A 26,096-nucleotide genomic window follows, 5' to 3' on the forward strand; every position below is an offset into this window, starting at 1 on the left:
TATTATTTCAGACTTTACCTATTGATAAGGTAGCTTTTATAGATAGTAATTATTAATTGCCAGTCAGTAATTTATTGGCAGGATAACTAATCTGGGAGGTTGAACGTATTACTTGTGATTGCTTACTTGGTAAGTTAAATTCCCACGCTACCATGCCTTGATTGTCATTCCAATCTCGCTCAGTTACAGGCGGCGTATGCGTCACCGCAACTTTTAAACTATCGTCACGACTGATAGGTTCACTGCCCAGTACTTGCAAGCGTACGTTGCGATTGTGCTGATTGGTAAATTGATAGGCCTTGGTGGTCGTCAGTGTTTGCGTACGGTTTAGCACACCTTTTTCACCTTGCTTATCTTCATTGGTCAGCTCTTTTACGAACATATTTGAATCACGACCAAATCCAATCCCCTGCTCTTTTAGCATTTGATAATTATAACGTGACTGACCTACATAGTTGTCATCACGGTACAACTGTAGCGAACCATCAACCCAGTCCGGCGTCAAAAACGGCGCTGACGCATACCAGTAGGCAGCAGTCTTAACACTTGGCGTACTGCGAATCCAGAGCTTACTATTACCTGCCTGCTCCCCAATCACTGTGCGTACCCGTCTCCCGTCACTTGGAATACTGACCAACTGCGGTAAACGATACTCGATAATGCCATTTTTATTTTGGCTACTGACCGTGAAATTAGGTAACGGTGCCATAGCTGCCCCTGCTCCTTTGTTATAAGCAGGCTCTTCCATCATAACAGGAGAAGTATCCATCATAGGTAGCTCACGTCTTACTCGAGCATCTTCGCTCTCTTCATACAATGACAGACGCTGTACATATGGCAGTTGCCCTGTCGTACTTTGATTGGGGTTCACGGTGCTGAGTGTCAGTGGTACGTTTGTCCAGTTCTCGCCAGTTTGCTGAGCAATAATCGCAGAAGCTGTGATACTTAACTGCTCACTGTTTGTGTTTAGGCGAGCTTGATACGCAGGTTCCCAACCTGCACCTTGCACTTGATAATGCAACTTAACGCTACTTGGCGAGCGGCTTGCCGTACGTACACTCACCTGTGTCACCTTGTTAAAGGTCGATGTCGCGCTGCCTGCCATCAGTTGATTCAGTGCGTCTTGCGCACGCGCTTGCCGCTGTTGAATCTCTAAAATTCTTTGGTTAATACTGGTCGCTTGAGACTCTATATCACGCGCATTATTGGCAATCGTACTATCCGTATTGACTTGCGTGGCTTTGGTCAAATTCTGCAAATAAGCTTTTGCTAACCGTGCCGCCTCTAATTCAGCATTGATATTGGCTAGGGTATTTTGCTGCGTCTGTACCTTGGCATCACCTTGATATTGGCACTGGACTGCCTGCTCACCTGTCAGCTCTTCGATACTGACTTCCCCAACGTTGACACTACCTGTCGCCTGTACGCTCAGGCTTTCTTTGTCCATTTGTGGTGACAAGCACGAAAATACAACGGTTTGCTCACCGCTACCTGTAATCGGCAACGCCCGTGTCACGCTGGCAAGCCCTTGATAAATAGTCACTTGCTCAACACTACTGGTGGCCGCTTGTGCCGAAGACAATCCCAAAATGGCACTACTACTAAGTACAAATGGCAGGATAGCAAATCTAGTCATTTGATTAAGCGGCGGCAATACGCTGCCATGGCCTGTTGAGACAGATGACTCTGTTAATTGTGCGTTCATACATCATTCCTTAGCAGTAAAATCCCTCATGGCAGTCACGCATTGGCTCAACGCGCAAAATAGCAACTATCTTAGAGATATTACCGTAGCCGTTTTACAGGTCTTTAGCAATAAATGCTTTTGGCAGACAGCATTTTTAGTAAAAATCGCCTTATCGATAAATCTCTTAATATGGTAGCTCTTCAATTTTAAAAATTTGGTTTTCTGTATTGCACCATTTTTTTGTTCATCTCCCCTTTATGGTGCAGTTTATTAGCCATCCTGCACTAAATTAATGAATATATTAATCAGAACCTAATTATTGCTCAATTATTACTCGATTATTGGCTTTTTTAACTTGGCACGGAACTTGAACTCTTAATAAGTGTTCAGGAGCCATATTTTATCTTTTGTGTTTATTTAGGAGATGTCCATGTTTTCGTTACCAACTTTAGCCAATCCTCAATTTGTTGAGACTCATATGCACGGCAAAATCAAATCACGCTTCTCATTATTAGCGATTGCTGTCGTTGGTAGCTTGAGTCTCGCTGGCTGTCAAAAGCCTGCCGAAACCGCGACAGCCACAGAGACAACAGCCGAAACAAATACAGAGACAACGACTACCCCTGCCGCTGATGGCGACACGATCAAAGTGGGCATCTTACATTCGCTATCTGGCACCATGGCCATCTCTGAAACTTCTCTAAAAGACACGGCACTCATGACCATTGATGAGATCAATGCCAATGGCGGTGTACTCGGTAAGCAACTAGAACCAGTAGTCGTCGACCCTGCTTCTGATTGGCCATTGTTTGCCGAAAAAGCCCGTCAGCTGCTCACTCAAGACAAAGTAGATGTCATCTTTGGTGGTTGGACATCGGTATCACGCAAATCCGTGTTGCCAGTGGTTGAAGAGTTGAACGGGTTGATGTTCTATCCAGTACAGTACGAAGGACAAGAGCAGTCAGAAAACATCTTTTATACTGGTGCGGCACCAAATCAGCAAGCTATTCCGGCAGTAGAGTACTTGATGAGTGAAGAAGGCGGCGGTGCAGAGCGCTTTGTGTTGTTAGGTACTGATTACGTTTATCCACGCACCACCAACCAGATTTTAAAGGCATTTTTGAAATCAAAAGGCGTGGCTGATGCAGACATCATGGAAGAGTACACGCCATTTGGTTTTAGCAACTACCAAACCATCGTATCTAACGTTAAAAAGTTCTCAACGGGCAAAAAGACCGCGGTTATCTCGACCATCAATGGCGATTCAAACGTTCCGTTCTATCGTGAACTAGCGAACCAAGGTATCAAAGCGTCAGACATTCCAGTCATGGCATTCTCTGTCGGTGAAGAAGAGCTACGCGGTATCGATACCAGTCTGCTACAAGGGCATTTGGCGGCGTGGAACTACTTTATGTCGATCAAAAACCCAACCAACAGTGCCTTCACCAAACGCTATAAGCAGTATGCATTGGACCAAAAACTACCGAATGCTGAAAAAGTCGTGACCAATGATCCAATGGAAGCGACTTATGTCGGTATCAACATGTGGAAGCAAGCTGTCGAAAAAGCCGGTACGACTGATGTCGATAAAGTACGTATTAGCATGGCGGGACAAACGTTCGACGCACCTTCTGGCTACACGCTAAAAATGGATGAAGAAAACCATCACCTATGGAAGCCTGTCATGATTGGTCAAATTCGTGCCGACGGACAGTTTGATACGATTTTCAAAACGCCAGAAGTTATCCAAGCCCAGCCATGGAGCGAGTACATTCCTAAATAACTCGTTCTACAAATAAAGCGGTACTGAAAAGCACGTGGATAGTAATTGAATAGTAGGCGGATGGATAAACGACACCAACAATATTCCTAACGCCTATTTTTCACAGTTGTTTTCAACACTTATTCTTAACTTTTAAATAACGCCAAACCTTATCAATACTTCTATCGCTTAGTACGCTAAGCAGTAGTGGCTAAGGGTTTGTTGTCTGTGAAAAACAGGGAGCCGCACATGCAGCACCATACTTTACGCCCGTTTGTAGGGCAAACATCGTCCAAAAATGGAAATAACCCACAAGCATCAGCCAGTGAAGTCATGCAGCATGCGGCTCGTTTTTCAATTTATGCGCCTCTGCGATTACTTACATTGATGGCATTATGCATAACAACTTTCACCACCACAGCGTATGCGGATCATAATGGTCAGATACATGACCACGATACGGATACCGCTCATAGTGAGCAATCTTTGCTCACACCTGTCAACGTAGCCACTTCTACTCAAGCCAGCACCTCAAATATTTCAACAGCAACTACAAGCTCAGGTGATGCCATTCAACAATTCGTGGCAGGTGATTTTAGTAAGCGTCAAGCTATGCTAAGTGATTGGCCAGGATCCGTTGAGAGTTTAGATAGTTTGGTTGAATTTATTGCCAATGATGAGCTATATCAAGGCAACGGTGGGCAAACGTATTTATTGAATAAAGAAGATCAGCTGTTTACTTATCCTGATAAAAAAGAGACTGACGATTGGCCAAGTGATTTATCACAAATCACCTTGACCAATGCGCTGCGCTCGGCGCTCATTTTTGGACAAGCTAAGGTCAAGCTAGCATCTGAAAAACCTGCACAGCGACTACAAGCAGTTGATATTTTGGCCGACAATATTGACCAAGTAGATCCAGCCATTATCACGACCGCAGCAGCAAACGAAGACAATGCTAAAGTTAAAAAAGCACTAACGGCACTACAAGCTCGTATTGATTTCAAAAACGGTGACCTGCCCACTCAGATTGCAGCGGTCAATCTACTTGCAGATAGTGATAACCCACAAGTTTTGGTCGATATCGAGTCTGCCCTCGCGGCTGATGGCTTAGATGCCTCGCTCAAAGCTGCACTTATCGATGCTGAATCTAGCGTGTCACGTCGTATTGAAATCAGCACATGGACGGGTCATATCTTCACTGGTATGAGTACCGCCAGTATTTTACTGCTCGCCGCACTTGGTCTCGCGATTACCTTTGGTCTGCTTGGCGTTATTAATATGGCGCACGGTGAGCTAATCATGATTGGCGCTTATACCACTTATATGGTGCAAAACTTCTTTCAGGCTTATATGCCAGATATGGCAGGTTGGTATTTGCTTGCTGCTATTCCAGCTGCGTTTTTAGTCAGTGCTATCATCGGTATGATTATTGAACGTATCGTGATTCGCCCATTATATGGTCGCGAGCTAGAGACCTTACTGGCAACCTTTGGCGTCAGTCTGATTTTGATGCAATTAGTACGGATGATTTTTGGTGCGCAAAACGTTGAAGTCAGTAACGTGGCGTGGCTCAGCGGCGCATATCAGGTGTCATCAAGTTTGGTACTGCCTTACAACCGTATTGCCATTATTGGTTTTACCGTCATCGTCGTGGCACTCTTGGTTTACTTACTTAACAAAACCCGCTTTGGTTTGTTTATACGAGCCGTTACCCAAAATCGCCAAATGGCACGTGCTGTCGGTATTCCTTCTGCACGTATCGATATGATGGCATTTGGTTTGGGCTCTGGGCTAGCTGGTATGGCTGGCTGCGCCCTTGCCCAAGTCGGCAACGTGGGTCCTGATCTGGGTCAAACCTATATCATTGATACGTTTTTGGTCGTCGTCGTTGGCGGTGTCGGACAAGTATGGGGCGCAGTATTGGCCGCCTTAGGACTTGGTGTGAGTGGCACGGTACTTGAGATTGGTATCGGTGCGGTATTGGCAAAGATTTTGTTGTTGGTTCTTGTGATTCTGTTTATTCAGAAACGGCCACAAGGTTTATTTGCACTCAAAGGCCGCTTTGTCGAATAAGGAGACTTCTATGATACTGACCAAATTACTGTCTGATACGCCGCGTAGTGCTGTTTTAATTGGGGTATGTTTTGCCGTACTACTCATACTTCCTTGGCTACATCTGATGCCAGAGACCTCAGCCTTTCACCTTTCAGCCTACTGGATTACCCTGATTGGCAAAGTTATGGCTTTAGCCATGGTGGCTTTGGCACTAGATCTCGTCTGGGGCTATGCCGGCATTTTGAGCTTGGGACATGGCCTGTACTTTGCTTTGGGTGGTTATGCGTTTGGCATGTACCTAACACGTGAGACTGCTGGCGACGCGCTTCCTGATTTTATGCGATTTTTGAGCTGGACTGAGATGCCATGGTATTGGGCTGGCACGCAGCATTTTTGGTGGGCAGTCGTACTGGTTGTATTAGCGCCTGGTTTGGTTGCTTTTCTCTTTGGTTTCTTTGCCTTTCGCTCAAAAATTAAAGGCGTTTATTTTTCTATCATTACTCAAGCCATGGTCTATGCAGCAGCCTTGCTGTTCTTCCGTAATGAGACAGGCTTCGGCGGTAACAATGGCTTTACTGGTTTTACCACCTTACTCGGCTACGACATTACCGCTGCCTCTACTCGTTCAATGCTGTGTTTTGTCACGGCCTTAGCATTGTTAGTCTCTTATATGGGTCTGCGTCATTTAATGAACCAACCTTATGGGCGAGTACTTGGTGCGATTCGTGATAGCGAAAACCGCCTGCAGTATTTGGGCTACCGTACGCTATGGTACAAGCTATCCGCTTGGGTATTATCCGCTGTCATCGCTGGTGTCGCAGGTGCGCTATACGTGCCACAAGTAGGTATTATCAATCCGAGTGAGATGAACCCAGTGAACTCAATTGAGATAGCCGTCTGGGTAGCGACTGGTGGTAGAGGAAGCTTAATTGGCGCGATTTTAGGTACTGGTGTGGTGAACGCTGTAAAAACCTACTTTACGGTAGCCTACCCTGAGTTTTGGCTATTGATATTAGGCGGACTATTCGTCGTCGTGACGTTGTTTTTACCCAATGGCATTATGGGCTTGTTCGATCGCTTCAAAAAGGAGAAAAAATAATGCTAAATGATAAACCGTCAACGACTGAGCAATCGACCAAAGCGCTTTCTGAATATGATCATACTGATGGACGTGACGGCCTCAGTCATCCCAAAACATCAGGCGTCGACTTTAGCCATGGTATTGCTCTGTACTTAGAAGATGTGAGTGTCTGGTTCGATTCGTTTCGCGCACTCAACAACCTGTCTCTATATATCGAAGAAGGTGAGCTACGCTGTATCATCGGCCCCAACGGCGCTGGCAAAACCACACTAATGGATGTCATTACAGGTAAAACCCGTCCTACGGAAGGCAGCGTGTTTTTTGGTCAGACTCATAACCTTGCCAGCTTATCTACCGAACAAATCGCTGAAGCGGGTATCGGCCGTAAGTTTCAAAAACCTACTGTCTTTGAAAATTTTACCGTCATGGATAATCTGTTACTTGCTGCGCCAAAAGACAAACGTGTGGTTAAAAGCTTATTTAACAAACTCAATGCCGATACTCGCGATACCCTCGACGGGACCCTACAGCAAATTCGCCTGACTGACAAAATCAACAAACCTGCTGGTTTGCTCTCACATGGGCAAAAACAGTGGTTAGAGATTGGCATGCTGTTGATGCAAAGCCCCAAGCTAATTTTGCTTGATGAGCCTGTAGCAGGTATGACCGATGCTGAAACAGAACATACCGCCGAGCTGTGTCTACGCCTTAAAAAGAACCATACCTTAGTAGTGGTCGAACATGACATGACCTTTATCGATGCCATCAGTGAAAAAGTCACGGTATTGGCACAAGGGGCTATTTTGGCCGAAGGTACGTTAGCTGAAGTGCAAGCCAATGAAGCAGTGATTGAGTCCTACTTAGGTCGATAGCTGAACAAATTGTCTGGACGAGCCAAACGAATATTCCCTTTGAAATATTAGAAAAGTTTTAGAGTTTAGGAGACAGCCATGTTACAAGTGAACGATATCAACCAGTATTACGGCGGCAGTCATATTTTACGAGACGTCTCGTTTACAGCGCCTGTAGGCGCTTGCAGCGTGGTACTTGGACGTAATGGCGTGGGCAAAACTACGCTACTTAAGTGCCTGATGGGGATACTACCGATTAAATCAGGAGAGATTTTGCTTAATGATAAAGACATCAGCAAGATGTCTCCAGAGCAACGGGTACGAGCAGGTTTAGCTTATGTACCACAAGGACGCGATATTTTTTCGACACTGACGGTAGAAGAGAACATATTAATTGGTATGGCAAAGTTTTCACGCAGTAAGGCCAAACATGTACCCAAGCATTTATACGATATTTTCCCCGTACTCGATGAGATGAAGCATCGGCGCGGTGGTGATTTGTCTGGTGGTCAGCAGCAGCAACTTGCCATTGCACGCGCCTTAGCCTCCGAACCGACTGTGTTAATTTTGGACGAGCCAACTGAAGGTATTCAGCCCTCTATCATTAAAGACATTGGCCGAGTCCTGCGTGACCTAGCGGATAAAGGTGACATGGCCATTGTACTGGTTGAGCAATTCTATGAGTTTGCCGAAGAGCTTGCTGACAATTACACGGTACTATCACGCGGCAAGGTAGTCTCACAAGGCGCAGGCGATACGATGGTCGAAAACAAAGTACAAGATCTGGTCGCCATCTAATTTCTTTTAATAATAGATGTAATAATACAAATTGGTAGTGAACGCTCGATAATGCTAAAAATAGCACTTTCATCTCAAGCTAATAGCTACCAAGATTACATATCATCACGAAAACACTCCTTAATTAAAGTCATTTTTTTCACCTCACTTCTTATCTTTTTTGACGCTTAGCCTATACATTCTGTATCATCTCAAAGAATCAAATTACTCATACACTCTGATTGGCACTAGAGCAATTATGTATGCCCAGCGAACGAAATTTGCTATTATAGTCAGCATTTTATTATCAATATTATGATGCCTTTATGATGATTCATCCTCAGTACGATCCTGTAGCATTAGCAGTTGGACCTGTCGAAGTCCATTGGTATGGGCTGATGTATTTGTTGGCATTTGCCGCCGCCTACGGACTGGCGTGGTATCGCAGTACCAAACGTGAAGGCTGGACGACAGATATGGTTTCAGACTTGGTGTTCTTTGGCGCACTTGGTGTGATATTAGGTGGCCGTGTCGGCTATGTATTGTTTTATCAGTTCGGCGAGCTGCTTCAAAACCCTGCCTATCTGTTTAAAGTCTGGGAAGGCGGTATGTCATTCCATGGTGGCCTGATTGGTGTCATGTTGGGTATGCTGTATTTTGCCCGCAAATATAAAAAGACACCTTTCCAAGTGCTCGATTTTGTCGTTCCCTGTGTGCCAACTGGTCTATTGTTCGGACGTATTGGTAACTATATCAATGCCGAGCTATGGGGCCGCGTCTCTGATGGTGGCTATAACTGGTTGACCTACTTCCCGCAGGCCGCTAGCGTTGATATGCAGCAGCTACAAGCCAATCCTGCGCTACAAGACCTGATGACTGAAGTCAATGGTCAGTACCTGTTGCCTCGTCACCCGTCGCAACTGTATGAAGCCCTTGCAGAAGGTCTACTGTTGTTTCTATTCTTGTGGTGGTACTCATCAAAGCCCCGTCCTCGTATGGCAGTGACCGGTGTCTTTATGCTTGGTTATGGCTTTAGCCGTTTCATCATTGAGTTCTTCCGCCAGCCAGACATCGACCAAGGATTCATCTTGCTAGGTTGGATGACCAAAGGTCAGATACTAAGCGCCCCAATGATAATTATCGGTCTGTTCTTGATCGGTTACGCTTACAAACGCGGCATCTACGACTGGGGTAAGCAAGCTGCTTATTAAGCCTACCCTTTCGTGATAAAGGTTGAGGACTTAAAATAGGGTAAGCTGTCAAAACACCTACTCTAGTAATACTTTCAACAATGACAGTGTATATATCGACTACCCATCTAGCCTGTATGTGCTGTCAGCAGTAACTAAAGAGCATTTTATGATCAATGGCATCCAAAGTAATAACGAGCAAGGCTATTTAGATTTGCTACGCCACGTTCTCGACAATGGCACCGAAAAAGGTGATCGTACTGGTACGGGTACGCTTAGCCATTTTGGCGCGCAGCTACGCTTTGACTTAGCAGAAGGCTTTCCACTGCTAACGACCAAAAAGGTTCACTTTAAATCTATCGCTTATGAGCTATTATGGTTTTTGAGTGGCAGCACTCATGTTGACTATCTACAACAGAATAACGTTCGTATCTGGAATGAGTGGGCGACAGCAGAACAGACAGCACGCTTCAACAGACCTGCTGGTGATTTGGGTCCTATCTATGGTCATCAATGGCGTAACTACGGCGCGACCAAAAATGAAGATGCCAGTTATAACGCTGATGGCGTCGATCAAATCGCACAGGTCGTTGAGCAAATCAAAACAAACCCCAACTCGCGCCGCTTGATTGTGTCAGGCTGGAATCCAGGTGAGGCAGAGCAAGTAGCCCTACCACCATGTCATACGTTATTTCAGTTCTTTGTCGCAGACAATAAGCTGTCATGCCAGCTGTATCAGCGTTCGGCTGACTTATTTTTAGGCGTGCCTTTTAACATTGCGAGCTATGCGCTATTGACTCATATGATCGCGCAGGTGTGTGGTCTAGAAGTTGGAGAGTTTGTTTGGACAGGTGGTGATTGTCACATCTATCAAAACCACCGTGAACAGGCTGAGCTACAGTTGACTCGCTCGCTATATAAACTGCCGACATTGTCTTTGAACCCTAAAGTGAAAGACATATTTGCGTTTGAGTACGAAGACATTAGCGTCAATGACTATGAGTCGCACCCTGCTATCAAAGCCAAAGTTGCCGTATAAAGTTAGTTTGATTAACTACGCTAAATAAAAGCAAAACTTAAGAATATAATAAAAAGGATATATTATGAGCTATGCCCATACCGAAGTTGCCCAAATCGCTGCTATTAGTAGCAATCGCTGTATCGGCAAAAACAATGAGCTACCGTGGCATATCTCAGCAGATTTGCAACATTTCAAAAGCATGACGACCAAAGAAAACGATAGCAAGATTCAAGGTATCGTGATCATGGGTCGTAAGACATTTGAGTCAATGGGTAGTAAACCATTACCTAAGCGTGTGAGCTTCATTGTCACGACACAGATGGATTATGCTGAGATAAAAGGTCTCGCAGATAGCAACAATGCTTATGTGGTACACAATCTAGACGATGCTCTGACACAAGCAGCTAGCCTAGCACATGGCGCGCATCTCGATACGATTTGGGTGATTGGCGGCGAGCGAGTATTTAGTGACGCTCTGATGTATACGGACCGTATTGAGCTGACTCATGTAGATACTGACATTGCTGACGGCGATGCCTTTTACCCTGAGTTGCCAGAACGCTTTAAAGTAGCAGACGAATCTGAGCAGATGCATGATGAAAAGAGCGATTTAAGCTTTAAATTTACCACTTATAAAGTAGAAACTGATAAGTAGTAAAAGCCTATTAAAAAAAAGGGGCAGTCTTGGATAAGTCAAATTATCCAAGACTGCCCCTTTTTTTTTAATCTCCACACAGTCGTATTTATAGACAACTAATAAAAACTGATGCTTGATAACATCTAATCCATTACTCGTGCAATACTTTATAAACCGTCTTTGCGAGTACTGGTCCGATACCTTGTACGCCTGCCAACTCCTGCTGTGAAGCGCCTAACAGCTGCTGCATACCACCAAAGTGATTGAGCAAGTCACGACGACGTTTCTCACCCAGTCCCGGTATTACCTCTAGCACTGATGATGAGCGACGCTTATCGCGTTTTTTACGGTGAGCAGTAATCGCAAAACGATGCGCCTCATCACGAATATGCATCAGCAAGTGCAATGCTTTGCTATCCATCGGTAGGTCTAACGGTTCGTGATCGATAAAGTGCAATACCTCAAGCCCAGCCTTGCGCCCTTCCCCTTTTGCCACACTGATGAGCAAGGTGTCGCCAAGGATACCCAATTCAGTCAATACTTCTTTGGCAATGCCAAGCTGACCTTTACCACCATCAACCAATAGTAAGTCCGGCAATGGTTGTTTCTTGTAACGCCGAGTCAGCACTTGTTTCATCGCTGCATAGTCATCGCCACCTTGGATATCATGGATAGCATACTGACGGTAGTCTCGACGGCGCGAGCCACCTTGGTCAAACACCACGCAGCTACCAATGGTCGCCTCACCCATCGTATGTGAAATATCAAAACATTCAATACGATCAATCGTCCGATCAGTGACAGTCGCCAATACGTCTTTTAGTGCGCCAAATCGTGCGTGCAACTCTAAATAATCGCCAAGCTTAGTTTTTAATGCATTACTGGTATTTAGTGTTGCTAAGTCTAGCCACTCTGATCGATGCTCGCGTACATTGGTCTTGATGACTACTTTATTGCCAAAGTGCATTGCCAATGCTTCACTCACTGCTACCTGATCTGGTATCTGATGGCTCAATATGATTTCAGCTGGTAAATCATCGGTCACTTGAAAGTAAAACGAAGTAATAAAAGCTGATAAATTGTCTGCTAACGACTCACTACTATCCACATCTGGGAAATAATTTTTCCCGCCCAATACACGGCCGCCACGTACCGTCAGCACGTTCACGCAGGTCATGCCAGCCTGACTGGCAATGGCAATCACATCTGCCTCACCTTGTACGGTATAGACCGCTTGCCTTGCTTGTACTTCGCGTAACATGGACAACTGATCGCGATAAAATACCGCCTTTTCGAAATCTAACGCTTCAGCTGACGCTTCCATCTTTTCAATCAGCGTACTATGGATGTCGCTAGAGTCGCCCTTTAAAAAACGGATGGTATTATTCACATCTTCTGCATACTCTTCTGGCGATACCAAACCGACACAGGGCGCACGGCAACGTTTAATCTGATACTCAAGGCAAGGACGCTGACGCTGCTTAAAAAAGGTGTTGGTACATTGACGCATTTGAAACATCTTTTGCATCAATACCAACGTTTCTTTTGCCGCATGTGCAGAGGGAAACGGGCCAAAGAATCGACCCTTTTGATGATTGCCTTTGCCGCGACCGTAGGCCAAACGTGGATAAGGCTTATCGGCTGAGATAAACACATAAAGATAGGATTTATCATCACGCAGCAGCACGTTATAGGGCGGACGATGCTCCTTGATTAGATTCTGTTCAAGCAACAGCGCTTCGGTCTCACTACGCGTAATAATAGTCTCAATATTATGAATCCGCGCCACTAGCGCCCGTGTCTTTGGATGGTCAATCGTCTTGGCAAAATAGCTATTTACCCGACTTTTTAGCGACTTAGCTTTACCAACGTATAATATATCGCCGTTCTTACCCAGCATCTTATACACTCCTGGCAAGTTAGGAAGGCGTTTAATCAGATGCTTAAGACGGGCTTTTTTATCATCGACAGGACTCGATTCTGAGACATTAACCATAGAATTTATTGCTCTTAAAAATCTTAGTAATACTGCTAGTTATGGGGCGGGAGTCATTGTTTTACAAGCTAATTATTATCGCAGTGCTACCCATAAAAAAGCCAGCTTTCGCCGGCTTAGTTTGTTCTATTATCGTTTATCCAATCACATACTACTAATGACGGAAGTTAGCCATCAATGCTGGGATACCTGGCAGCATACCGACGATAGCCATGACGCCTGTCAGTACCACAAACATAATACCTGGTATAATCCAGCGGCTCATCTTAGTCAAATTAGCACTACGCTCTTTAGAGCCGATCAAGCCCAAGTTATCAAGCAACAACGTGAGCGACCAACCAAAGGCTGGGTTAACTAATGCCGACGCAAATACCACGATAGCAGCAGATTGCGTGGTTTTACCTTCACGCGTCATCTCCATACCAGCTTCTAGTAATGGAATAAACACCCCAACGATCAAGGCCACACACATCACTGGCTGCCAAATGGCCAAATCCATCGGATAGCCCCAAACCCCTGCGATAATACAAAACAATGCCGTCAATAAAGCACCGGCAGGAATTGGACGTTTAGCAATCGCCGCAGGAACAATATACGTTCCCCAAGATGACGCAAAGTTGGCGCCGCCCAATACAGAGCCGACTACCTGACGAAATGAAGCACTGGTCATGGTGTCATCAATATCCATAAGCACTTTTTCAGTACGCTTAGGATAGCTGATTTTTTGGAACACCTGATGGCCCAAGAAATCTGGCGACCACATTGCCACGGCCAAAATAGCAAACGGCAGTACTACAATGAAGCTTTCAATCGTCGGCAGACCTAACATCCAACCTGTGTTTTCGCCCCACCAATACATTGGATTCATGTTTGGTAGACCTGGCGCTGTTTTGAACTCAAAAGGTGCGCCCAATGCAAATGCAAGACCTCCACCTAACACACAGCTTAGCGGAACCGCGAGCCAGCGTTTTTGCCAATGCTCAAGCAATGCATATAGCAGGATAGTCGCTAGAATAATAAAGAAAGCAATGTGCGACATGCCAATCCCTTCTGCCCAAGCAAAGAGATTTTTGACCTGTGATGTGGTTCCGATAAAGCCCAAGTAAATCAATAGGCCACCGCACACACCTTTACTGGTTAAGTTGGCTAGTAGACTCCCCCCTTTACTAATCGCGAGGAGCAGACCAAAAGCACCGATAAGCAAACCAAAGGCCATCGGGTGCCCACCAGCTGCTACCACAATAGGAATCAAAGGAATAAGTGGACCGTGAGTACCAGCAAGGTTAGCCGTCGGCAATAAAAAGCCCGAAAATAAGATAATAAAGAAGGAGACGATCAATAGCTCGTAGCGTACGTTTTCTAGAACAAACGCATCACCTAAGCCGAGTGGACCTGCAAAGGTTGCTGCAATGGCGCCCACCATAACAACTTTACCGATGGTCGCGGCCATTGCTGGAATAGTATCTTCGTATTCAAAACGGTAATCACGGAATGGTAAATTAGGACGCCAGCGTTTCGGCTGCATGATTTGTAATTCATGGTTTAAGTAAGCATCACGACTGTCAAAACTAGAACTGGGCTTATGCAAATCTACATAACTGCCTTGTACTTGACTGTCGTGGTTTACGTTCGAGGTCGGCGGATTAGACCCTGAAGAGGGGGTCTGAGGGTTACTCATCACATTTCCTTGTGTCGATTACGTCTTTGATTGACTGCACACGCTCTGCTCTAATGTCATAGACCAAAGCGCCTATTACAAACTGCGAACTATTGTATGCCAAGACTTGATGAAATGCGAACCTAAAACCATTTAAAGATACTATGTATCTCATTATAATATATAAACTAAAGTTTTCATTTAAGACAAAATTGACCTTAATAGAAAACCATGAGGAAAAAATCTCTCTGTTATAGACTTTGAATTAGGATAAACGACCGTTTTATTGATAATAATTTACATCTAGGTGGATTTTTATCACATAGATGAATAGCAAAGATAGTTATAATAAATAACGATCGTTACCTGTAAGTGGGCATAAATATGTCATTTCGGTTACGCTTTAGAGCTAGCGGGCTGAGTACTTTTTAATTATGATAAATACTTTTTATCGATTTATTTCCCAGTGATACTGTGTAAAACCGCATTATTGATACAATCAAAAAATTGAGAAAAGGCGACAGGACAAGTTTATGAGCGTATTACCTACCAACCTTGAGACTTTGAAACGTCGGGCCAAGCAAAGCATCATGCCATTGCTGACACCGCATTTATTAAAGCTACGCCTTAATACTTATGCACCATACATTGGCGCAGGTATCAAAATCGATCATATTAGTCTCGATCAGGGTTTGTGCGTAGTCAGCATGGGACTAAACACTCTGAACAAAAATATCGTCGGTACTCAGTTCGGTGGTAGCTTATATTCAATGGTTGACCCTTTTTATATGCTTATGCTGATGCATCAACTGGGTAGTAATTACGTGGTGTGGGACAAAAGCTCACATATTGATTTCATTGCGCCTGGCAATAGCAAAGTCACTGCACGCATGAAAATACCTAGCTCTGAAATTATTACTATTCAAGATCTAGCAAAAGAAGGCGAAGCGGTATTCCGTGAATATAAAGTCGATATCGTTGATGAGCAGCAAAAGCTCATTGCAACCGTTACCAAGACTTTATACATTAGACTGCGCAAATACAGTAAGTCCAAAGAGCAAGTCAACCGCATCGATACATTTGATGCTCAATAAACTTTAGCTTATAACTGGCACTATCAGAGCTGATAAAACTCAAATTATTAATGCTATACATACAAAAACCCCAATCTAGCTTTCGCATAGATTGGGGTTTCGTCTTTTTTGGTATGGCCCGCTTATTTATAAATAAACCTATGAATAAGGGCTTGTATCTACTATTACCTTGTCTTGAGCCAATCCTAAAATTATAGGACTAATTCAAAACGGCAAACTTGTGCTTAGATACCAGGTGCAGTATCAACTGCATCAGGTACACCAGCGTCAGTTTTTTTCTGAGCTGGACGTGGCGCAAGTTTTTCGCGGATACGTGCTGATTTACCAGAACGCTCACGTAAGTAGTACAGTTTCGCACGGCGAACAGCACCGCGGCGTTTCACTTCAATACTATCGATGATTGGTGAATGCAATTGGAATGCACGCTCAACACCAACGCCGCTTGAGATTTTACGTACGGTAAACGCTGAGTTTAGACCGCGGTTACGCTTAGCAATTACAACGCCTTCAAAAGCCTGTAAACGCTCACGCTCACCTTCACGTACTTTTACTTGTACCACAACGGTATCGCCGGGTGCAAAGTTTGGGCGCTCAAGCAATTGAGCGTTTTCGATGACCTGAACCAATGGATGCTTGTTGCTCATGAGAGTTATCTCCTCACATTAGATAATAGAGGCTTAACGCATATCACCTGTTTGTAATAATTAATCGCATCTCTTTATAGTGAGACACAACGTAAATGGGTTATAACCAACGGCCACTATGTGATGACTCGTTTTATTATTGCTCAAAATTCTGTTTCTTAACTGTTTATCAAACCTAGTAACAATAAAGTCAGATTTTAAAAATCTACTTTTTATCTGCTTTGGCCAATGCTTTCAACCACTTCGCTTGCTCTACGGTTGGAGTAAACGCTTGCCATAAGTCTGGACGACGCGTTTGCGTACGACTGACTTGCTGACTAAAACGCCACTTAGCGATATTGGCATGGTGACCTGAAAGTAATACCTCAGGAACCGCCATACCCGCAAACTCATGCGGCTTAGTATAGTGTGGACAGTCAAGCAAGCCATCGACAAAAGAGTCTTGCTCCGCTGACTTGTCATCACCCATGATATCGGGCAGACGACGTATCACACTATCCATCAGCACCATTGCTGGCAACTCGCCACCAGTCAACACGTAATCACCTAACGATACTTCCATATCGACATATTGTGATAGTAAACGCTCGTCAATACCTTCATAACGACCGCATAATAAAATCATGCCATCGTAATCAGTCATATTGACTACGCTACTCTCACTAAGCGTCTGTCCTTGCGGTGACATATAAATCACCGGACAGTGCTCACTATCGACACGGCAACCATGTTGACTGGCACGCAATCGTGCATCCTCAATGGCTTTCGATAATGGCTCAGCCATCATCACCATCCCAGGACCACCCCCATAAGGGCGCTCATCAATACGGCGATAGTTATCGGTGGTATAATCACGTGGATTAATGCATTCAATCGTAACTTGCTCTTGAGTCACTGCTCGGCCCGTGATTCCAAATTCACGAATCGTGGCAAACATCTCAGGAAAAATACTAATTACGGCAAAATACATCTGATGTCTACTTGCGTTAAGGCTAAAACAATCGGTGTAAGTAATAATAACGTCTGACTAAAAAGCCAGAAACGCTATTAGTAATCACTCGGCCATGCCACAAGCACTGTTTTTTCAGTCATATTGACTTCTATCACAGTTTGCTTATGCCATGGAATCAGGCGTTCTTCATTGTCTAAACTGTCTGAATTTGCCGTTACACGCATGATGTCATGGGCACCGGTTTCAAACATTTCAGTGATATTACCTAGATACTCATCCTGCTCGTTCATCACGCGCAGACTGACCAAATCCGACCAATAATATTCGTCTTCAGCTGTTTCAGGCAGGACGTTTTGTTCGACCCAAACGGTAACACCGTTCATAGTCTCAGCAACATTACGATCAGGAATCTGCTCAAATTGAGCCACAATTCCTGTTCCTTGCTCACGCCAAGCTTTCACAGTCAAAGGTTTCATGCCAGTGGCAGTTTTCATCCACCACGGCTTCATGTCGAATATTGCTGTACGGTCATCCGTATCACTGAATACCCAAAGCCAGCCTTTAATGCCGTAAGGCTTCTTAAGCTGACCAATTTTCATAAGGGCACTAGCGTTTGGAACAGATGACATAGCAGCTAACCTAACAATGATTAAAACAGCAATTGCAAAAACAATTGCGTCAAAAGCGATAAACAGTTAATGGCGCACCCTGGTCAGACCAGTTACGCTATGTATTCTAAAGTCTACTGAGTCATGTCATAGTTTTGCTATGAACGTCTCAGTAACAACCAAAACTTAAGCAGTTGCTTCAGTTTGAGCTGCAGACTTGTTGTAAGCTTTTGCTAATGAAGCAACGCGATCTGAAGGTTGTGCACCTTTTGCGATCCACGCATTGTACGCTTCCATGTTTAGGCGTACTGCTTCTTCAGACTCTTTAGCGAGTGGGTTAAAAAAGCCGATGTTTTCAATATAGCGACCGTCACGCGCGCGGCGTTGATCAGCAACAACTACTTGATAAAATGGGCGTTTCTTGGCACCGCCCCGTGCTAAACGAATAACAACCATGTGAATTCTCTCTTTCGCAGGTATACCAAAAAGGGCATAATTATATCACAGTCTTTATTTGTTGAAAACATAAACTGTGCATATTTAATTATTTATTAACAATAGCTTAAATGTCGACCTAAGTAAAATATAACTGATAATAATGGCTTATTTTTAAAGTTTTTCTTTAGATTCTATAGATTACTGTCGCTCTCTCTGAAAAATAGATGATTGCTAAATACATTTATCCTTAAGCTTAACTTTATATCTATTCCAATAACTGTTTGGCTCGCTCGTCGATTGCATACTGTATCAGTACTATTTATTGATTATGCTATTCTATGATATACCGCTATAGATTGATGCACGGACTAGCTTTAAGGCAATCGCAATTAAAGAGCTACACGCTATATCACGCTAACTTTTCTTTTACTCTGTTGGACACATATGATCTCTCCGAACCCAAAGCCGCGTCGTAAAGGTTGGCTGCCACGCTCTTATTCCAACACTTGGCTAACGACCTTGATGGTTGCCTTTATCGTGCTTATCAGTGTGAGCTTGTCAATTTTGTTCTTTTGGCGCAGTCTGTATCTGCCAGAGTTAAAAAACCATGCACGCTATTTAACGAGTGAGTTGCAGCTGATTAATAGCGTTAATAAAGACTGGCAAGGTCGTCCCGAAGTACGCCAATGGATTTACCAGCACTCTCATGTCGTCGTGGTAAACAATCCGAGCGACTTTCCAGAAGTCGCTGACAAGCCATTCGTGAGCTTTTTTACTGACGTACTACAACGTGAAATCGGTGCGCAGCTTGGTCGCCCTGTAGAGGTTTATTTTAAATTTAAGCCCACACCGCAGCTATGGGTACAAGATAGCCGTGATGACAGTTTTTGGGTGCGTGAGCCTGTGGTTTACTATTCACAATATAGCCCGACGTTACTGGTGCTATTTTTGATCGGACTGCCTATCCTATCGCTACTAACGATTATTCTATTAGCCCGTCAATTAAATCGCCCGCTACGCTACCTACAGCGGGCAGCTACTAATTATATTCGTCTCGGTCATGCAACCACACTGCCAACTCAGAAAGGCCCCACAGAAATACGTCAAGTTAATATGGCGTTTAACCGACTGTTCACGACCTTGAATCAGGCACAAAAAGAGCGAACAATAATGCTTGCCGGTATCTCACATGATTTGCGGACGCCGTTGACACGTATGCGCTTAACTGCAGAGATGCTACCAGATGATTTTTTCCGTGAAGGGCTGATTTACGATATTGAGGATATGGATGCTATTTTGGAGCAGTTCATCTCATTTATGAAAGACGGTTCTGATGAGCCAGTCAGCTTGACCAACCTAGACACTATATTTAATGAAGTCATGGTGCAGTTTGCGCCAATGAAGTTTGTATATGAGTCAGAATGCGACAAGGTCGTTCCCGTACGTCCATTATCCATCAAGCGTCTGATTATCAACTTAGTCAATAATGCCAATCGTTATGGAAAACCACCAATTTATTTATCGGCAACGGTTGTACCGACATTTATAGAAACTGTCGAAGACGAAGATACCGATGTGGTCAGCGAAAATGTGGTGAACAAAGAAGCTCAAGAACAGTTAGTGATTTGTGTACGAGATTGCGGTGATGGCGTCGCTGACGATCAATTAGAGCGGATTATGCAACCATTTGAACGTGGAGAGACGGCGCGGACTACTCAAGGTAGCGGACTAGGTCTTGCGATTGTTGATCGTATTGCACGATTACATCATGGTACTGTTGAAGCCATCAACCACCCTGAAGGTGGACTACAAGTATGCGTACGCATTCCCCTACTCTCTAAAGTCGCTGGAGATACTACGTTAGCGGCTGACGTAGACGAAGTATCTGAGGTAGACAGCACAACAGTACCAAATTCAAAATAGCGATAAGACTTTAATTCGAATAAGTAAAGAGGTCAACGCTAGTCTTTGCTACCAATAGCCGGCGGAATATACTCAGCACTGTTAGTGAAAGCTAGTGGCTGGGTAATTTCAGCCTGAGCTGTTTGTAGTGTTTGGGTCGTTGACGGCTGTTTTAAGAATAGATAATAGCCTAGCGTAATCGCATTCAACACTACCAAGCCACCAAATAAATATGGCATCCTATGCCTCCTATGACATTGTCCAACTGTCTTAAAAAATAGCGAAGAGCGCGTCACCCAGCTATAAGGCTGTATCCTGTTATACCATTAAAATGACGCTGATTGTCTTTAGTATTATGACTAACATTTAAGGCCTAGTCTGATGATTTAGCCTGATAGCTTGCTCTTATAGCTGAGCCCTATAACTTGGTCTAATCTGACAACTTAGTATCGAAGTCGCGCTCGCTTTTCTCTTGCGTTAACTCATCAGCAGCAAGAATTTGCGTCAATGGTTTAATAGGCCATGTCATCACAAACCTTGCACCGCCTAACTCACGACTCTCATCCACCTTCATACTACCATTAAACCAAAAGGCAATACGCGATACAATAGACAAGCCTAGGCCATAGCCACCTGACGCGCGTGTACGGCTGTCATCTAAGCGTGAGAATGGAATAAATACTTTTTCGCGATCTGCTTCAGGAATACCATGTCCATCATCTTCGACACTAACGAAGGCATTGCCTTTTTTGACACCTGCACTAATGATAATGGTTGTTTCTGCATAGCGTAACGCATTACCTGCAAGATTTTGAATCACACGGTGTAAGTAGCGTCTATCTGCCACTGCTGTTACTTTTGCATTTGGTAAACTGGTTACTATTTTGATAGGTTTACCTAGCGCATTGGTTTCGCGCTCGATCTGCTCTAACAGCTCTCTTAAGTTTACTGGTTCTAAATCTAACTTTGGTGACCCTTCCTCAAGCTTAGCATAGGTCAAGATCTCATCAATCAAACCATTAAGCGATTCAATATCTTCATCAATATAATCACGCTGCATAAAACGTGAGTCTTCGTCATCTGTATCAGCAAGCATATCTACGGCAAATCGAATACGAGCCACTGGCGTACGAAGCTCATGTGAGACCGCTCGGGTAAGCTCTCGCTGTGACTCAATCAAACGCTTAATATGCGAGGTCATGGCATTAAAAGTCGCTGACAAACGCGCTATTTCATCTTGACCAATAACCTGTACTTGAATATCAAGATTACCTTGGCTGACTTCATTCACACCTACCTGAATCAATTGTAACTTACGTTCAAGCGGGAAGATGAGCGCATATACACCTAAGCTAATTAGGAACATGCTGATAAGAATCATACTAATAATTAAGTTCAGCGGGAACCAATTAAATAACGGTATAGGCCCAATCAAAATTGCCATATCATTGATTTCAGAGGGTACTATTACCCTAATCGCAGAGTTACTCGTACTACTGTTAGTATCTTGCAGCGATATAACAACTTCGTCACGACGCAGACGAGCCATCTGATCTGAATCTAACTCAAGCGTATTCACTGCTTTGAACGCTAAAGGAAAAGAAAACTTTTTCTCCAATTCAGCCAAACGTGCACGCTTGTCCGATAATGTCATGTGATAAGACAAGTCATCTAATAAAAAGACCGCGATTGCCCGTACTTGCTGCTCGGTAACTTGAGAGATTCTTGCTGTTAACACACTCTTATTATCCGGCAAGCGGTAATAAACATCTGCATATACAGGCTGGTTGAAATAACGTACAACGGTATTATCATTTTTAAAACGGCGTAGCTCACTGGCGCTAAAATCTACTTCGTCAATAGGCAAGACTTTAAAAGTAGTACCAAACAAACTACTCGCATCTGATAACCAATATTCGCGCTCTTCTTCGCTATTTTGGTGAGAGATTCCTTCACTCACCAAATGGAACGCCCCCATTGCCATATTTTCACGATAGGACTGCACACGCTCCTTATTAATGGTATCCATCAATAACTGCGCAAACAGTGCCACACATAAGCAGACTATAAGTAGCCCAGCATAGATACGAACAAAAATACTGTGTTTTAAAGAAGAGACTAATGACATACGTGCCGTGACCAACTTAATAAATAGAGATTGCTAATATCATCAAACATATAGATAGTGCTATGTGTTTGATGATATCGAGCATGATCGAATAGAGATAGACTTTTAATTACCGCATTTTAATTCATATGCAGCAATCATCCAAAGACTTATATGTATGACATATATTTAGTCAGCGTCTATAATAATGAGTTAATTAAACCACATAACACTGCATTTAAGTTTAAAAATTAGAATTTAGCCACAAAAAAACCAGCATCGTTGCTGGTTTTTTAGAATAATGATTAATAATTAATCAACCTATAGAAGCAACAATATTAGTTGCCTTCTTTTACGAATAGATAGCCTTTACTACGTACGGTCTTAATACGTTTTGGATTTTCTGGATCATCACCGATTTTTGGACGAATACGTGAGATACGTACGTCAATTGAACGATCTTGACCATCATACTCAATACCGCGTAGACGCTCAAAGATATCCTCACGAGATAGAATACGACCTGCATTAGAAGCAAGTAACCATAGTAGATCATATTCAGCACTGGTGAAATCAACCAACTCATCACCTAGGTTAACTGAACGACCGCCGTTATCAATTACTAACTCGCCAAACTCCAGACGTTGTGGCACATCTTCTGATGGTGCATTTTCTGAGCGGCGCAGTAGCGCACGAATACGGGCAAGCAATACACGTGGCTGAGCAGGCTTGGCAACATAGTCGTCAGCACCCATCTCAAGACCCAATACCTGATCCATGTCTTCAGTACGTGCAGTCAACATCAAAATTGGATTTTGATAATGCGGGCGTACTTCACGGCATACGGTCAAACCATCGCTACCAGGTAGCATAACATCAAGTACAACCATATCTGGCTGCTCATTGACGATACGGCGAATAGCACGATTACCATCAGTTTCAATTGCCACTTCTAAACCATTTTTGACCAAGTAATCTTGAGTCAACATGGCCAGACGCTCATCATCTTCAACAATCAAGATTCGGGGGGTGTTGTCTTCTTCATTCGTTGTCATTGTTATATCCTCTAATACATCTAATTTAAAAGCAGTAAAAGTAAGAGCGGTAAAATTAATAGCACCATATAGTGGCACAATTGATGTTCGTATAGCTGTTACAAACTTGGTAGCACAGTATACTATTAAATTATCAGCTTCCTATACTATAGCTGATAGTCGGTAACAAAACCTATAAACTACCCCTATCAAAACTTTAGTTTGCGTCCAGAAATTACGTCAATTACTTCGTTAGTACATCGCAATTTGTATTATCTATCGTTTGCTAATTACCCAAACCATCGAGCCAACGTTATCGCGTACAGTTACTGCTCGTTACTTATAATACGTTATGTCTAATATAACCATATATTACCGTTGTCGCCAGTGTCTTTTTAAGAAAATTCCAATGGACGATGATTCATTGATAATAAAAGATTTTTCCTGAAAATAGATTGGACTGCCACAAATACTATCCAAGTAATAACCGTGTGTATTTACCGCAGAACCGTTAATTTCATAATGAATAGACATAAAAAAACAGCCCATATAATGGACTGTCTTTTTATCATTACTTCTAGCGATAACTCTAAATGATTAGCTAGAGCTATCAGTAATAAATTACGCTCGGTTTTTGTACTTACGAATAGTCTGTAATTGTCCTACTGACTCTGCAAGTGAGGCCAAAGCCGCATTGGTTTGTAGCGTATCAGACTGGTTAACTAGCATTTGCTCAGCTTTTTTACGTGCTTCGACGATTTTGCTTTCGTCAAGATTGTGTGCACGCATGGCTGTATCAGCTAATACCGTAACCATCTTAGGCTGTACCTCTAGTACACCACCTGAGACGTAAATTACTTCTTCTTCACCGTTTGGTGTTTGCACTCGCATTGCACCTGGCTTTAGCAAAGTAATAAGCGGTGTGTGACCTGGCAATACACCAATCTCGCCTTCGGTACCAGTAGCTATTAACATGCTAATTTCGCCTGAATACAACTCTTCACGAGCACTTACGACGCGACATTGTAACGTTGCCATACTTAATTCCTTACCATCAAAGCGCGATCAAAAAACAGTAAAACTGCGATGCGTTACTGAAGAGTAGATACAAGGTTTATATTATATCTACTCGTTAGCTTATGCTCATACAACTTACGCTGACTTAGACTTCATTTTTTCAGCTTTAGCGACTACTTCATCGATGCTACCAGCCATGTAGAACGCTTGCTCTGGTAGGTCATCGTATTCACCAGCGATGATTGCTTTAAAGCTAGCAATGGTATCGCGTAGTGGTACGTATTTACCAGGTGCACCAGTGAAGACTTCGGCTACGTGGAATGGCTGAGACAAGAAGCGCTGAATCTTACGAGCACGATAAACAACCAGTTTATCTTCTTCTGATAACTCATCCATACCCAAGATAGCGATGATGTCTTTAAGCTCTTTATAACGCTGTAGAACTTCCTGAACACCACGAGCAACATTATAATGATCTTCGCCGATTACTTGTGGATCTAGCTGACGTGATGTTGAATCCAATGGATCAACCGCAGGATAGATACCTTGTGATGCGATATCACGGCTTAGTACAACTGTTGCATCCAAGTGAGCAAACGTTGTAGCAGGTGATGGATCGGTCAAATCATCCGCAGGTACGTATACCGCCTGAACTGAAGTGATAGAGCCTGACTGAGTTGACGTAATACGTTCTTGTAGTAAACCCATCTCTTCAGCTAGTGTTGGCTGATAACCAACCGCTGATGGCATACGACCAAGTAGTGCTGATACTTCTGTACCCGCTAGTGTATAACGGTAGATGTTATCAACAAACAATAGGACGTCACGACCTTTGCCAGTAACAGGATCTTTGGTATCACGGAAGTACTCAGCCATAGTCAAACCAGACAGTGCAACACGTAAACGGTTACCCGGTGGCTCATTCATCTGGCCATACACCATTGCTACTTTAGACTTACTGAAGTCTTCAGTGTTTACAACGCCAGCTTCCTGCATTTCGTGATAGAAATCGTTACCTTCACGAGTACGCTCACCAACACCAGCAAATACTGACAAACCTTCATGTTTTAGAGCGATGTTGTTAATCAGCTCCATCATGTTAACGGTTTTACCAACACCAGCACCACCAAACAGACCAACTTTACCACCTTTAGCAAACGGGCAAAGTAGATCGATAACTTTAATACCAGTCTCTAGTAGCTCAGTACTGTTCGACTGATCCGCGTAGCTTGGCGCTTCACGGTGGATAGACCATTTTTCGTCAGCAACAACAGGACCTTCTTCATCGATAGGACGACCAAGAACATCCATGATGCGACCTAGCGTACCAGTACCTACAGGCACAGAGATAGGTGCGCCAGTATTAGTAACAGGTAGGTTACGCTTTAAACCTTCGGTTGAACCCATTGCAATAGTACGTACAATACCGTCACCCAGCTGTTGCTGTACTTCTAGGGTAGTTTCGGTACCGTCTACTTGCAAGGCATCAAAAATTTGAGGAACTTCATTACGGTTGAACTCAACGTCAAGAACCGCGCCAATAATCTGTACAATACGACCGCTACTCATTGCGTTCTCCTTGA

Annotated in this window: 21 protein-coding genes and 1 pseudogene; 10 read left to right on the forward strand and 12 right to left on the reverse strand. The window is 43.7% G+C overall.

Annotated features, from left to right (window positions below; translation table 11 throughout):
• Nucleotides 1-52: 52 nt before the first annotated feature.
• Nucleotides 53-1,705 (reverse strand): DUF4139 domain-containing protein, encoded by a 1,653-nt coding sequence (locus CXF60_RS11735; RefSeq protein ID WP_102092085.1) that lies wholly within the window; start codon nt 1,703-1,705, stop codon nt 53-55.
• 460 nt (nt 1,706-2,165) lie between these two features.
• Between CXF60_RS11735 and urtA the strand changes: the two genes are divergently transcribed.
• The 8 genes and pseudogenes from urtA to CXF60_RS11775 all read left to right on the forward strand — a co-directional run bounded on the left by urtA (nt 2,166) and on the right by CXF60_RS11775 (nt 11,082).
• Nucleotides 2,166-3,470 carry an urea ABC transporter substrate-binding protein gene (gene urtA / locus CXF60_RS11740; RefSeq protein ID WP_102092144.1) on the forward strand — a complete coding sequence of 435 codons (1,305 nt, stop codon included), beginning with the start codon at nt 2,166-2,168 and terminating at the stop codon, nt 3,468-3,470.
• Nucleotides 3,471-3,698: 228 nt separating this feature from the next.
• A complete protein-coding gene (gene urtB, locus CXF60_RS11745; RefSeq protein ID WP_416376884.1) occupies nt 3,699-5,525 on the forward strand; it encodes an urea ABC transporter permease subunit UrtB in 1,827 nt (608 codons plus the stop codon).
• A gap of 10 nt (nt 5,526-5,535) precedes the next feature.
• The gene (gene urtC, locus CXF60_RS11750; protein WP_102092086.1) at nt 5,536-6,606 is read left to right on the forward strand and encodes an urea ABC transporter permease subunit UrtC; all 1,071 of its coding nucleotides are present in this window, start codon (nt 5,536-5,538) and stop codon (nt 6,604-6,606) included.
• A gap of 98 nt (nt 6,607-6,704) precedes the next feature.
• Nucleotides 6,705-7,460: pseudogene (gene urtD, locus CXF60_RS11755) on the forward strand (urea ABC transporter ATP-binding protein UrtD); the annotation flags it as partial.
• A 78-nt stretch (nt 7,461-7,538) separates the two neighbouring features.
• Nucleotides 7,539-8,237, forward strand: coding sequence for an urea ABC transporter ATP-binding subunit UrtE (gene urtE / locus CXF60_RS11760; protein ID WP_057761967.1), 699 nt, complete (start codon nt 7,539-7,541; stop codon nt 8,235-8,237).
• 305 nt (nt 8,238-8,542) lie between these two features.
• Nucleotides 8,543-9,427, forward strand: coding sequence for a prolipoprotein diacylglyceryl transferase (lgt, locus tag CXF60_RS11765; RefSeq protein ID WP_057761969.1), 885 nt, complete (start codon nt 8,543-8,545; stop codon nt 9,425-9,427).
• 148 nt (nt 9,428-9,575) lie between these two features.
• Nucleotides 9,576-10,445: a thymidylate synthase gene (locus tag CXF60_RS11770; RefSeq protein WP_102092088.1), complete on the forward strand. Its 870-nt coding sequence runs from the start codon at nt 9,576-9,578 to the stop codon at nt 10,443-10,445.
• 64 nt (nt 10,446-10,509) lie between these two features.
• The gene (locus CXF60_RS11775; RefSeq protein ID WP_102092089.1) at nt 10,510-11,082 is read left to right on the forward strand and encodes a dihydrofolate reductase; all 573 of its coding nucleotides are present in this window, start codon (nt 10,510-10,512) and stop codon (nt 11,080-11,082) included.
• A gap of 133 nt (nt 11,083-11,215) precedes the next feature.
• Here CXF60_RS11775 and uvrC read toward each other — a convergent pair whose 3' ends face one another.
• Nucleotides 11,216-13,060, reverse strand: a complete 1,845-nt coding sequence (uvrC, locus tag CXF60_RS11780; protein ID WP_102092090.1) for an excinuclease ABC subunit UvrC — start codon at nt 13,058-13,060, stop codon at nt 11,216-11,218.
• Nucleotides 13,061-13,214: 154 nt separating this feature from the next.
• A complete protein-coding gene (locus CXF60_RS11785) occupies nt 13,215-14,738 on the reverse strand; it encodes a DUF3360 family protein (protein ID WP_102092091.1) in 1,524 nt (507 codons plus the stop codon).
• 512 nt (nt 14,739-15,250) lie between these two features.
• Between CXF60_RS11785 and CXF60_RS11790 the strand changes: the two genes are divergently transcribed.
• Nucleotides 15,251-15,811 (forward strand): DUF4442 domain-containing protein, encoded by a 561-nt coding sequence (locus tag CXF60_RS11790; RefSeq protein WP_102092092.1) that lies wholly within the window; start codon nt 15,251-15,253, stop codon nt 15,809-15,811.
• A 224-nt stretch (nt 15,812-16,035) separates the two neighbouring features.
• Here the strand turns inward: CXF60_RS11790 and rplS are convergent, their stop codons facing one another.
• From rplS to rpsP, 4 genes are all read right to left on the reverse strand, one after another.
• Nucleotides 16,036-16,455 (reverse strand): 50S ribosomal protein L19, encoded by a 420-nt coding sequence (rplS, locus tag CXF60_RS11795; protein WP_101205948.1) that lies wholly within the window; start codon nt 16,453-16,455, stop codon nt 16,036-16,038.
• A gap of 205 nt (nt 16,456-16,660) precedes the next feature.
• Nucleotides 16,661-17,425: a tRNA (guanosine(37)-N1)-methyltransferase TrmD gene (trmD, locus tag CXF60_RS11800; protein ID WP_102092093.1), complete on the reverse strand. Its 765-nt coding sequence runs from the start codon at nt 17,423-17,425 to the stop codon at nt 16,661-16,663.
• A gap of 77 nt (nt 17,426-17,502) precedes the next feature.
• A complete protein-coding gene (gene rimM, locus CXF60_RS11805; protein ID WP_101205950.1) occupies nt 17,503-18,036 on the reverse strand; it encodes a ribosome maturation factor RimM in 534 nt (177 codons plus the stop codon).
• Nucleotides 18,037-18,201: 165 nt separating this feature from the next.
• Nucleotides 18,202-18,471 (reverse strand): 30S ribosomal protein S16, encoded by a 270-nt coding sequence (gene rpsP, locus CXF60_RS11810; protein ID WP_021812802.1) that lies wholly within the window; start codon nt 18,469-18,471, stop codon nt 18,202-18,204.
• Nucleotides 18,472-18,897: 426 nt separating this feature from the next.
• Between rpsP and CXF60_RS11815 the strand changes: the two genes are divergently transcribed.
• A complete protein-coding gene (locus CXF60_RS11815; protein ID WP_102092094.1) occupies nt 18,898-20,376 on the forward strand; it encodes an ATP-binding protein in 1,479 nt (492 codons plus the stop codon).
• Between the two features lie 38 nt (nt 20,377-20,414).
• On the opposite strand, the gene CXF60_RS11820 is transcribed toward CXF60_RS11815, so the two are convergent.
• The 5 genes from CXF60_RS11820 to atpD all read right to left on the reverse strand — a co-directional run bounded on the left by CXF60_RS11820 (nt 20,415) and on the right by atpD (nt 26,082).
• Entirely contained in the window at nt 20,415-20,594 is a 180-nt protein-coding gene (locus CXF60_RS11820; RefSeq protein ID WP_057761990.1) for a hypothetical protein, read from the reverse strand.
• Between the two features lie 191 nt (nt 20,595-20,785).
• Nucleotides 20,786-22,483: an ATP-binding protein gene (locus tag CXF60_RS11825; protein WP_102092095.1), complete on the reverse strand. Its 1,698-nt coding sequence runs from the start codon at nt 22,481-22,483 to the stop codon at nt 20,786-20,788.
• Nucleotides 22,484-22,800: 317 nt separating this feature from the next.
• Nucleotides 22,801-23,517, reverse strand: a complete 717-nt coding sequence (locus tag CXF60_RS11830) for a response regulator (RefSeq protein WP_057761994.1) — start codon at nt 23,515-23,517, stop codon at nt 22,801-22,803.
• 600 nt (nt 23,518-24,117) lie between these two features.
• A complete protein-coding gene (locus tag CXF60_RS11835) occupies nt 24,118-24,534 on the reverse strand; it encodes a F0F1 ATP synthase subunit epsilon (RefSeq protein ID WP_057761996.1) in 417 nt (138 codons plus the stop codon).
• Nucleotides 24,535-24,648: 114 nt separating this feature from the next.
• Complete coding sequence (gene atpD, locus CXF60_RS11840; protein WP_057761998.1) at nt 24,649-26,082, reverse strand: F0F1 ATP synthase subunit beta; 1,434 nt, start codon at nt 26,080-26,082, stop codon at nt 24,649-24,651.
• Between the last annotated feature and the right edge of the window lie 14 nt (nt 26,083-26,096).

Source organism: Psychrobacter sp. 4Bb (genome assembly GCF_002836735.1).
Lineage (GTDB): Bacteria > Pseudomonadota > Gammaproteobacteria > Pseudomonadales > Moraxellaceae > Psychrobacter.